This window comes from Pseudoalteromonas sp. TB25 (assembly GCF_000497995.1).
Taxonomy (GTDB): domain Bacteria; phylum Pseudomonadota; class Gammaproteobacteria; order Enterobacterales; family Alteromonadaceae; genus Pseudoalteromonas; species Pseudoalteromonas distincta.
Genome location: NZ_AUTI01000265.1, coordinates 1 through 11,252, shown reverse-complemented (window position 1 = coordinate 11,252; position 11,252 = coordinate 1). Strand labels below are relative to the sequence as shown.

The following is an 11,252-nucleotide window of genomic DNA, read 5'->3' as shown; positions in this document are numbered from 1 at the left end:
ATGTATATGGCGGTTTAGATGCAAGTACGCTTAAAGCTAGCGAGCTTGATTACGCACAAAACCACTTACGTATCCTTTCGGGTTTATACGGCTTATTAAAACCACTTGATTTAATGCAAGCTTACCGTCTTGAAATGGGCACCAAGCTTGAAAACTCGCGAGGCAAAAACTTATACGAGTTTTGGGACAGCGTAATAGCGAACAAACTAAACGAGGTATTAAAAGCGCAAGATGCACAATATTTAGTTAACCTTGCTTCAAACGAATATTTTAAAGCGGTAGATAAAAAAGTGCTTAATGCACAAATTATTACCCCACACTTTAAAGACTGTAAAAACGGTCAATACAAAGTAATTAGCTTTTACGCTAAAAAAGCACGCGGCATGATGGCGCGCTACATTATCGAAAATAAAGTAACGCAGTTAAGCCAACTTAAAGAGTTTACGGTAGCAGGTTATTACTTTAGCCCAGAGGCAACAGTTAAAGAGCTTGAGCCGGTATTTATGCGCGACGAACAAAGTTAGGTTTATAAGCTTAAATAGACAATTGAAAAGCCATGCATTGCATGGCTTTTTTGATACTGGCGTTATATTTGCAACTATATCTAATATTAATGAGATTATTAATTAAATAGGTGCAAACAAAATGATCAGTATTCCGTCAGTTGGCGAAGCCGAAAAGCTAATAGAGGAAAAGCTCGGAGGGTGGTTTGATGTTGTTATCAGCCATATCCCTAATTTTATAGTGGCAATTGTAATTGCCATAGTATTTTCAATATTGGCACGCTTTGCTGGCAAGCTGATGAAAAACGTATTACGCCGCTCACTCGACTCAACGCAAATTGCCGATTTAATGGCGTCAATATTTAAAGTTATTGTGTTGTGCATAGGTTTATTTATAGCGCTCGATTTTGTTGGCTTAAAAGGCACCGTTACTTCGCTACTTGCTGGTGCGGGTATTGTGGGTTTAGCCATTGGTTTTGCGTTTCAAGACATGACCGAAAACCTAATTGCAGGTATAGCAATGGGTGTACGTAAGCCATTTAAAACAGGTGATGTAATAGAAACCGATGATGTGTTTGGTTCGGTGCATTCTATAAACCTACGTAACACGCTAATAGAGAGCTTTTACGGGCAACTAATACTTGTACCAAACAAAGTCTTATTTAGAAATGTGCTAAAAAATTACACCACGCTAGGTATAAGACGTATAGAAGTACCCGTAGGTATTTCGTATGGCGACGACATAGAAAAAGCAAAAGACGTTATAGTCGATAAAATTAACGAATTTGACTTTGTAATACGTAAAGACGAAACCGCTGTATACGCTGAAGGTTTTGGCGACAGCAGCATTAACTTACTGGTGTGGTTTTGGATTAAATACCCAGGCGAGCCTGACTTTATGACGGTACGCCACAAAGGTGTTGTTGCCGTTAAGCAAGCATTAGACGAAGCTGATATTAGTATTCCTTTCCCAATTCGTACGCTCGACTTTGGCATTAAAGGGGGTGAAAAACTCGATGCCATGATAAGCGATAAAATAAGCCAGCAGTCTTCCAATAAAGACAGTAGCGACGGTGCTGACTCTAGCCAAAGTGAGTAATTTAGTTAAAACTCATTAGGCAAAAGCATTGGGAAATAGTTACTTACCAACAGCGCAATTTTACAGAGTAAAATTGCGCTTTTTTATAAATGGATTATTAGCTAAAAGTTTAAATACCTAGTTTTGTGTTTATTGAATATCAATTCAGATTAGTTGCGTTTGGCCATGGGAGTATTAACAAGTAAGATTAGTGTTTACCCAACGATTTTTTTACTGCCTTGCCGCACACTCTGAAAAAACGCTCTCATCTATTTCAATAACTAAATAAATCATCCTTTTTAAGCCCGTTAGGTCGGCTAAAGAATCTGTGTAAGCTTTTTCAGTATCAATTGGGTTAACTTAAGGGTTAAAAGAGCAAAGACAAACACGCTAGCGTCAATTCTAAATCTATCTTCTTAAGTATAAGTGTGAGCTATCGTTTTAGGGGGAGGAATAATCGTATTGCTTAGGCTTTATTTTATCTTCTTCACAGCTGCAAAATTTGCCTTAAAACAGAATATAAAAAAGCGCAGCTTGTGTTGGAGTAACAAGCCGCGCTTATGAATTAGTTATACAAATAGGTTTTGTGGTGCGTATTAAATAACGCTAATTTTGTTACGAATGATTTTAACCCCATCTATATTTTCTAGAAATTTTTGAGCTAGTGCGCGCTGAAAACCAGTTTGTGCTTCACCGTATAAATCTACTTCACCATTTTTTACCTGCACACGAATATCACTTAACGCTAGGTTAGGATTAGTTCGTAGGGTGTTGGTGATAGCTTGTTGTAAGTTAGGTTGAGTGGCTACACTGCTTACTACGGCCATGTTGGTTGCTGCACTTACCTTTGTAGCGCAAGCTAATAAAAATAAACAACAAAATGATACTAAAGCGATAGTTAACTTGAAGCGGTTCATAACTTAATCCTTACATTACGGTGAATAGTGCAGCCACAATATGNCGGCTAGGTTATCTTTGTAGTTACAATTTCGGTGCCAATATTAACACTATGAAATATAAGGGGATTTTATTAAGTGGGAATTCAGGTGGGCAAAAATTACATTTAAATGAGTATGAGTTACATGCTTGGGTTACATATGTAACAGGTACAAGTGACAGAGCTATAAAGCTTGCATTAAAAAGCCGACAAAAGCCGGCTTAGTATAAAAATGTTTTAGGTTACTTTTTCTTTTTAACCTTAGCCTTTTTCTTGGCTTTCATTTTTACTGGATCTTTACGCTTTTTAGCTGGTGGCTTCGCTTCTTTATGCTGTGGCTCGACACCTCTAATTACACGGCGTTTTAATTTTTGTTCAACGTAGCGCTCTACTTTATATAAAATACCAATATCGTGTGCTTCAACTAGCGATATTGCTATCCCTTTTTTACCAGCACGGCCAGTACGACCAATACGGTGTACATATACGTCGGCAGTACGCGGCATATCAAAGTTAATAACGTGGCTGATGTCAGATACGTCAATACCACGTGCAGCTACGTCGGTAGCAACTAATATGCTTGTTTTGCCACTGTGGAAGTTTTCCATGGCTTTCATACGTTTGTCTTGTGGCATTTCGCCGCGTAACCACGCTGCTTTTACATCGTTAGTTGTAAGTTCGCCAATCAATGTTTCTAAGCGTTCGCGAGTTTTAACAAACACAATCGCTTTAGTTACGTCAGGGTTTTTTAGCGTATTAACTAACAACTCAAGTTTGTGATGATAATCGTCGGCTAAATGTACCCATTGGTGAATTTTAGCCTTTTCTTTACGTGACGATTCGGCTTCTAATAGAGCTGGGTCGTTTAATGTTTTTTCAGCAAACCTTTCTACGCTGTCACCTTCAAGTGTTGCTGAGAATAAAAAACATTGGCGACGATTTTTAGCTTCGTCACAAATACGGCTCATTTCCTTTTTGAAACCCATGTCTAACATGCGATCTGCTTCATCAATAATAAGCATTTCTACATGTTCAGCATGAAAGTTTTCGGTTTCTAGGTATTCCATTAATCGACCTGGTGTGGCGATTAAAATATCATTATTTTTTTCAAAAATTTCTTTATGCGTGCCGTAGTTAATACCGCCTGTTACTACACCAATTTTTAGGTGTGTGCGTTTAGCTAGCAGTTCACATTGTTCATGAATTTGATAAGCCAGCTCACGAGTTGGGGTCATAACGAGTACGCGCGCAAAACCAGGGTCACGACGTGGGAAATCCAGTAAGTACTGAATAGCCGGAATTAAAAATGCCGCTGTTTTACCTGTACCAGTAGGCGCAGATGCTAAAATATCGCGCCCCTGTAGTGCTTCAGGAATAGCTTGTTGTTGAATGCTGGTTGGCGTCTCGTAGCCCATTTTATTAATGGCATCGAGTAGCTTGTTATCAAGATCAAATTCAGAAAATTGCATAGAGTGTCTAAAATAAGGGACAATTACCCTGATTATACGCGCTATGCTGCGCTTGGTGAATGAAAAGGTGAAAAAATGTCTGGTTTTGTATTTAAACAATTTAAAGTTGAACACGACCACTGTGCAATGAAAGTTTCTACCGATGGCATTTTGCTTGGTGCATGGGCTAATTTAAGCGGCGCAAAGTCATTACTTGATATAGGCACCGGCACCGGCTTACTAGCACTAATGTGTAAGCAGCGCAGTAATGAGCTTGATATAACTGCGGTAGAAATTGACGAAAGCGCCTATACCCAAGCATTACAAAATGTAGCTAATAGTCCGTGGCCAACTATAAGTATTACGCACCAAACTATTCAACGCTTTAGTAGTGAAGTTAAATTTGACGTGGTTATCTCTAATCCACCGTATTTTAATCACAGTTTAAAAGGCGATAATGCTGCGCGTAATGCCGCACGCCATACCGACGGATTAAGTTTTGAAGAGTTAATTAATGCGTTTAAACATTTAAGCCATAGCCGCTCTCGCTTTAGCTTAATACTCCCAAGCGTTGAAGGCGCATTATTTATAGAGCTTGCTACTCAAAATGGGCTTTATTTAAATACTCACTGCCAAGTAAAAGCCACGCCTAATAAAGATATTAGCCGCAGTTTAATGACATTTAGCTACGTAAAAAGCGATATAGAAACATCAATTCTGTGTATTAGAAACTTAGATAATACCTACACCGCTGATTATATAGCCCTGTGCAAAGCATTTTATTTGAAAATGTGAAGCAATTGTAAAATAGGAACGAATAACGCAAACTGACTAAAACCTATTGTTGAGAACAGATATGGATAGTCAGTTACCAAAATCCTTTATAATTATACTTGCCGTAGTACAGGCTATTGCTCTTACCCTTTTATATAGCAGTATAGAAAATAATGTGTGGCCAGCAACAAGCCCTACATGGTTAGTCTCACTTATTACATTTTCTATGAGCTTTCCTTTATTAATGCTAATGACCGTTAATAAAAATAATATAAAAACGTCGTTACTTTTAATCCTTCCTTTTTCCTTGTTGTTATCTTTACTGGGTGCGTATGCAGGCTTTCAGCAAGAGCCTCAAGAGTACGTAAGTAATAGCAATTTAATATCCGTTTTTATTTTTACTAGTTTAATAGCTGGCTTTAAAGGCCTTATGTACATTCAACAATTTGGTAGTTCAGAAAATGTTAGCTACAGTCGTTTGTTTAAGCTCTCTTGGCGTAATTTTATAATTTTTGGAGAATGCTGGCTGTTCGTACTTATTTTTTGGGGAATACTAAATTTAGGTGCGGCTTTATTTGATATTTTAGATATAAATTTTTTCTCTGAGCTACTAAGAGATGAATGGTTTTGGATCCCAACCTTAACGCTCGCATTTGCCTTTGCGAGTATCATATTTAGAAAGCTTTTGAACATTGAAGATAATATCGCTTTTTTACTACAAACTTTAATTAAGTTTTTATTGCCTGTTTTATCAGTTATTTCTCTCGGTTTTTTAGCAACACTTCCTTTTACCGGACTCAATAAATTATGGGAGACCGGAAGTGGCAGTTTATTAGTAATGTGGCTGCAGGTGCTCACGTTGTTTTTTGTTAACACTGTTTATAAAGATGACTCATCAGTTCGCCCTTATCACATGCTCTTGCACCGACTCGTTTTTATAAGCGTTGCGTTACTTCCAGTTTATAGTGTTATTTCTGCCTATGGAATTTACTTACGGGTAGAGCAGCATGGGCTAACAGTAGATCGTTGTTGGGGCATTTTGATTTGGTTTTTATTGGCGTGTTTTTCGTTTAGTTATCTTGTTGGAATTATAACAAAGCGAGACAATTGGCTAGAGCCGCTTAGCAAAATAAATATTGTGATGGGGTGGGTGGTGCTCGTTAGTATGCTTGCTGTTAACTCCCCTTTATTAAATTTTCAAAGCTTATCTACAAACAGCCAAATAGCGCGTTTAGATGCAGATAAAGTAACAATAGAAAAGTTTGACTATTACTATTTTGAGTACAGCTTAGGACGCCAAGGTTATTTAGCTATGCAGTTATTAAAACAGAAAATTGAAACGAGTCACCCAGAGCAATACGCTATCATCGATAGGATGTATGTAAATAATGAGTTTGCTTTAACGCTTGAACACACAGTCGGTGATTTTATTGAGCGCAGTGTATTTTGGCCATCACAAGCGCTAATACCTCAAGGTTTAATAGAGGCAGTATTTTCTGAACAACATTTTTACGATCGTAACTCTTTAAAAGAACATACTTACTATTTCATTGGCATGGATTTGAACAAGGATGATGAACTCGATTTTATAGTGATTGACGAAAGTAATGAAAATATAGCCGCATATTTCTGGTTATTCGACATGGGTAAGTGGCGATCAAGGTATATGAATGTCGAAAATCTTGAAGAGATTAGATACCTTAAAAGCATGATTGATAATAACGAATTATCTTTAGTTGAGCCTGAATATTCAAATCTAAAAATAGGGGATGTTGTTTTTAAAGTGAGGTAATACGTAACTTTTTTTTATGCTACTGCCCCTTAAACCTAAACTAATGATTATTAGTTTAGGTTTTTTGCTTTTAGTTTTTTATTTTATGTACAGCGCTTTAATAGTGTGTTTATAAATCACCTGATATGATTTAGCCATTGGCCACTTAATTTAAAAGGCAACACAATGAAAAAGTTAAATAAATTAGCATTACTTAGCACGTTAGCTGCCACCATTTTTGCAAGCCAAGGTGTGTTTGCTGCTATTACGCCTGTAGGGCTTTGGAAAACGATTGATGAGGATACAAACCAAGCTAAGTCGTATGTACGTATTACCCAAACCAACGGTGTATTAAGCGGCAAAGTTGAAACCATTCTTAACCCGGCAAAACAAAATGATATATGTAGTAAATGCGATGATGAGTTAAAAGATCAGCCTATTTTAGGAATGACTATAATCACGGGTGTAAAAGCACAAGATGATGGCGTTTGGGGAGACGGTGAAATACTCGACCCAACAAATGGTAAAACCTACACTTTACAACTAACCCCGCAGGATGAAGGTAAAAAGCTCGAAGTACGAGGCTACATTGGCTTTTTTTACCGTAATCAATATTGGTTAAAAGTAGAGTAAGTTTTACTGTTTATTTATTTACTAAACGTTAAATAATTAAGTATTAACTGAAATCATTTTTGCGCTTTGCCTTTCTTACTCACTAAGCCAGCTATATTTAATTGGCATTCAATTTTGAGTAAATAATAAAGGAAAAAAGATGATTAAGTACATAGTTGCTTTAATAATGCTGAGCACACTGTTAATGAGCGGTGGAGCAAGCGCAAAGGATGATGCTGTAAATACGGGTTGGTTTAATAACACGGCTATTAAAGGGTACGACAGCGTTGCTTATTTTACGCAAAATAAAGCCGTTAAAGGCAGCGACAAATATACGTTTAGTTATTTAGGTGCTGACTGGCATTTTTCGAGTGAAGAAAATAAAACGGCATTTGCAGAAAACCCAAAGCGTTATGCACCGCAATACGGTGGCTGGTGCGCTTATGCAATGGCTGATGAGGGTAATGCCGTAGGGATAGACCCTGAAGCATTTTATATTCACGAAGATAAGCTTTACTTAAATTATAGCCAAAGCGTGCAGCAAAAATGGTTAAGTAATTTACTACCGTACATTGTTATGGCTGATGGGTACTACCCACAAACAACCAATGTGATGACGTTTCAATAAATTGATTTATATTAATAAAAAAGCGCGTAACTAATTTTATAGTTACGCGCTTTTTTATTTTATTTTTCGGTATTTATAAGTGAATTAAAGCGTTTCGCCGTATTCAGTCATTACCTGTTCAACCCATGTTGCAATGCGGTCGTCGCTTAGCTCGTATTGACTGTCTTCGTCGAGCGCGAGTCCTACAAACTGTTTACCATCAGGCGTCAATGCTTTTGAAGCTTCAAACTCGTAGCTACTGTCGTTTGGCCAAAAACCAAGTTGAGTAAATGTTTGCGTATTTATTTCGTCGTGTAGCATGCCTAGCGCATCTTGAAACCACTGCCCGTAACCTTGTTGATCGCCCATGCCAAATAAAGCAATGGTTTTACCATTTAGGTTTACGTCGGCTATGTCGTCCCACTTTGACTCCCAGTCTTCTTGTATTTCACCAAAATCCCATGTTGAAATACCAAAGATGATAAAGTCGTACTGCTCTGCATTTTTTAGTGGCTCGTCTTTAATATTGTGCAGGGTAACTATATCGGCACCAATAATGTCGCGAATCTTTTCTGCTGCCATTTCGGTGTAGCACGTAGTAGAACCAAAAAATAAACCAATTTGCATCGTATTTATCACTGTGTAATTGCCTGATATGATAGGCTCAAGTTTACCGTAAGGTATTTTTAATTGATACCTTAGCAAAGCATGAGAGCATAATGTGACAACGCTATCTGACGATTCTTTTGAAAATAACAGCAGTATGAGCAGTAATAGCGACTACCTAGAAACCTTTTTAGATAGCCTGTACTTAGAACAAGGCGTAAGCGAAAACACATTAAGTGCTTATCGCAGTGATTTAGACAAGTTTTGCCTATTTTTAAAGGGCGAAAATTTAATGACGGTAACAGGGCTTGATGTTGAAAGTTACTTAGCGCATCGAGTCGATTTAGGCTTAAAACCACGCAGTACTGCACGTAGTATTAGTGCGCTAAAACGTTTTTATCAGTACTTTGTGCGCGAAAAACTAATTAGCGACACCCCCATGCTAAATATTTCTCAGCCAAAAGCAGGGCAGTCGTTACCTAAAACACTCTCAGAAGCTGAAGTTGAGGCATTATTAAATGCGCCTAACACCGAAGAAGCGATGGGACTGCGCGATAAGGCCATGCTAGAGCTACTTTATGCAACGGGTTTGCGTGTAAGTGAGCTTGTTGGACTGCGCATGGAGCAAATTAATTTGCGCCAAGCAGTGGTGTTTGTAAAAGGTAAAGGTAATAAAGAGCGGTTAGTACCACTGGGTGAAGAGGCCATGTATTGGCTTGAGCAATTTTTAAAGGGTGGTCGTGCGCAAATGATAAAACATGCCACCGATTTTGTGTTCCCATCTAAACGCGGAGTAGGCATGACGCGACAAACCTTTTGGCATAGAATTAAACACTATGCTATTTTGGCAGCAGTTGAGTCTCCATTATCGCCCCATACTATGCGCCATGCTTTTGCTACGCACTTATTAAATCATGGGGCAGATTTACGTGTGGTACAAATGATGTTGGGCCATAGCGATTTATCAACGACGCAAATTTATACCCATGTTGCCAATGAACGGTTAAAGTCGGTACACGCAGAGCATCACCCGCGTGCGTAAGTTTGAAAGTAAATATTATTAAGCCGGTCAATATATTAAGTATTTTTAGGATAGAGAGAAGTTATGAAAAAATTAATGTTAGCAGGTGCCATGTTGTGCACAAGTATTAGTGCATTTGCAAATGGCGTTGCTGTAACACCAGATGCTAATGATCCTATTATTACTAAATTTGCCGAGCTTGGTGTAACTGTAAAGCAAATTAATCCAAGTCCAGTAGCAGGTTTAAAAGAATTGATCACTAATAAGGGCGTGCTTTACGCAAGTCCAGACGGTCAATATTTAATGCAAGGTACGTTAATTGATTTAAATAATCGTAATAACCTAACAGAGCAAGCATTAAATGGCGTGCGTGTTGAAGGTCTTAAAGAATACGAAGAATCGATGATTGTGTACAAAGCGCCAAACGAAAAACACAGCATTACTGTATTTACTGACATTAGCTGTGGTTACTGTCGTAAATTACACCGCGAGTTAGACGATTTACTTGATGCGGGTATTACCGTTAAGTACTTAGCGTTTCCACGTGGTGGCTTACAAGGTTCAGGTTACGCAGATTTAATGAATGTATGGTGTGCACGCGATCAGCAAGAAGCACTAACAGAAGCTAAATCGGGCACAAGCACTAAAGTAGTTGCAGGCTGTAGCGCACCGGTTGCAGAGCATTACCAATTAGGTCAAAGCTTTGGTATTAGCGGCACACCCGCTATTATTTTAGAAGATGGTACAATGATCCCTGGTTACCAGCCAGCAGCAGCACTAAAAGCAGCATTAGAAGCTAACAAAGCGTCGTAATTAAACGCTTAGTTATTATTAAAAAGGCCTTAATGGCCTTTTTTTGTCTTTTTAATACGACTCAATAAGTTAAAACCCTGCATGAAAAAACTAATCATTGCGCGTGAAAACGTTGACGACTCGCATCTGCCGAGTAATTTACACCCTGTAATTAAACAAATTTATGCTAACCGCAATGTATTCAATGCCGAAGAGCTAAATAACAGCGTAGCTACGCTTCACGACTTCAAATTGTTTAAAGACATCGACAAAGCCAGCGACTTATTAATTGAAGCATTAAAAGCGCAAAGCCAAATATTAATAGTTGGCGACTTTGATGCCGATGGCGCAACAAGCACTGCAACATTAATGCAAGGCCTTGAGATGTTTGGCTTTAAACATTTAGATTACTTAATTCCTGACAGGTTTAGCTTAGGATATGGCTTAAGCCCCGCGCTTGCTGAGCAAATAGTACAAATAAAACCTGATTTAGTGATCACCGTAGATAACGGCATATCGTGTATTGCCGGTATTGATATTTTAAAAGCGGTTGGCATAAAAGTGCTGGTAACAGATCACCACTTACAAGGTGAGCAGCTGCCAAATGCAGATGCAATAGTAAATCCAAATAGACATGAATGTGATTTTCCGTCTAAATCTATTGCAGGCGTTGGCGTTGCTTTTTACTTATTAATAGCGCTGAGAAGCGTAATGCGAGATTTGGGTTATTTTGAGCAACAACCACCACCTAATCTAGCTAACTTGCTCGACATTGTAGCGCTTGGAACGGTTGCCGATGTAGTGGCACTTGATGCAAATAACCGTACCTTAGTACACCAAGGTTTAGCACGTATTCGCAGTGGTAAAACACGCCCAGGCATTACCGCGCTTATTGAAGTGGCTAACCGCAATGCTGCCCGCTTAAGCGCAAGCGACTTTGGCTTTTCACTTGCGCCGCGTTTAAATGCAGCAGGGCGATTAGACGACATGAGTTTGGGTATAGCGTGCTTGCTTAGCACCGACATAAACCAAGCGCGTAGTATAGCTGGCGAGCTCGATAGCTTAAACTTTGCAAGGCGCGAAATAGAACAAGGCATGCAAGC

Annotated in this window: 12 protein-coding genes; 9 read left to right on the top strand and 3 right to left on the bottom strand. The window is 38.6% G+C overall.

Translation table 11 applies throughout. The annotated features are described in order from the left end of the window. Both L652_RS0108650 and L652_RS0108645 read left to right on the top strand, forming a co-directional pair. On the top strand, positions 1–524 hold a 524-nt coding region (locus L652_RS0108650), incomplete at its 5' end, for a peroxide stress protein YaaA (RefSeq protein ID WP_024603403.1). Positions 525–645: 121 nt separating this feature from the next. Further along, positions 646–1,602 (top strand): mechanosensitive ion channel family protein, encoded by a 957-nt coding sequence (locus L652_RS0108645; protein WP_024596180.1) that lies wholly within the window; start codon positions 646–648, stop codon positions 1,600–1,602. A gap of 575 nt (positions 1,603–2,177) precedes the next feature. On the opposite strand, the gene L652_RS0108640 is transcribed toward L652_RS0108645, so the two are convergent. Continuing rightward, positions 2,178–2,498: a BON domain-containing protein gene (locus L652_RS0108640; protein WP_024596179.1), complete on the bottom strand. Its 321-nt coding sequence runs from the start codon at positions 2,496–2,498 to the stop codon at positions 2,178–2,180. Between the two features lie 262 nt (positions 2,499–2,760). Beyond that, complete coding sequence (gene srmB, locus L652_RS0108630) at positions 2,761–3,987, bottom strand: ATP-dependent RNA helicase SrmB (protein ID WP_007376476.1); 1,227 nt, start codon at positions 3,985–3,987, stop codon at positions 2,761–2,763. 75 nt (positions 3,988–4,062) lie between these two features. On the opposite strand from srmB, the gene L652_RS0108625 reads away from it, so the two are divergent. From L652_RS0108625 to L652_RS0108610, 4 genes are all read left to right on the top strand, one after another. After that, complete coding sequence (locus tag L652_RS0108625; RefSeq protein ID WP_024596178.1) at positions 4,063–4,761, top strand: methyltransferase; 699 nt, start codon at positions 4,063–4,065, stop codon at positions 4,759–4,761. Between the two features lie 61 nt (positions 4,762–4,822). Then, complete coding sequence (locus L652_RS0108620) at positions 4,823–6,532, top strand: DUF4153 domain-containing protein (RefSeq protein WP_024596177.1); 1,710 nt, start codon at positions 4,823–4,825, stop codon at positions 6,530–6,532. 165 nt (positions 6,533–6,697) lie between these two features. After that, positions 6,698–7,144 carry a DUF2147 domain-containing protein gene (locus tag L652_RS0108615; RefSeq protein ID WP_024596176.1) on the top strand — a complete coding sequence of 149 codons (447 nt, stop codon included), beginning with the start codon at positions 6,698–6,700 and terminating at the stop codon, positions 7,142–7,144. Between the two features lie 139 nt (positions 7,145–7,283). After that, complete coding sequence (locus L652_RS0108610) at positions 7,284–7,751, top strand: YHS domain-containing (seleno)protein (protein ID WP_024596175.1); 468 nt, start codon at positions 7,284–7,286, stop codon at positions 7,749–7,751. Positions 7,752–7,835: 84 nt separating this feature from the next. Here the strand turns inward: L652_RS0108610 and fldB are convergent, their stop codons facing one another. Further along, complete coding sequence (gene fldB, locus L652_RS0108605) at positions 7,836–8,357, bottom strand: flavodoxin FldB (protein ID WP_007583764.1); 522 nt, start codon at positions 8,355–8,357, stop codon at positions 7,836–7,838. 94 nt (positions 8,358–8,451) lie between these two features. Here fldB and xerD point away from each other — a divergent pair, with 94 nt between their 5' ends. From xerD to L652_RS0108590, 3 genes are all read left to right on the top strand, one after another. Continuing rightward, positions 8,452–9,378 carry a site-specific tyrosine recombinase XerD gene (xerD, locus tag L652_RS0108600; protein ID WP_024590718.1) on the top strand — a complete coding sequence of 309 codons (927 nt, stop codon included), beginning with the start codon at positions 8,452–8,454 and terminating at the stop codon, positions 9,376–9,378. 63 nt (positions 9,379–9,441) lie between these two features. Further along, entirely contained in the window at positions 9,442–10,170 is a 729-nt protein-coding gene (gene dsbC, locus L652_RS0108595) for a bifunctional protein-disulfide isomerase/oxidoreductase DsbC (protein ID WP_024596174.1), read from the top strand. 81 nt (positions 10,171–10,251) lie between these two features. After that, the coding region (locus tag L652_RS0108590) for a DHH family phosphoesterase (protein WP_024603402.1) at positions 10,252–11,252 on the top strand (1,001 nt) is incomplete at its 3' end.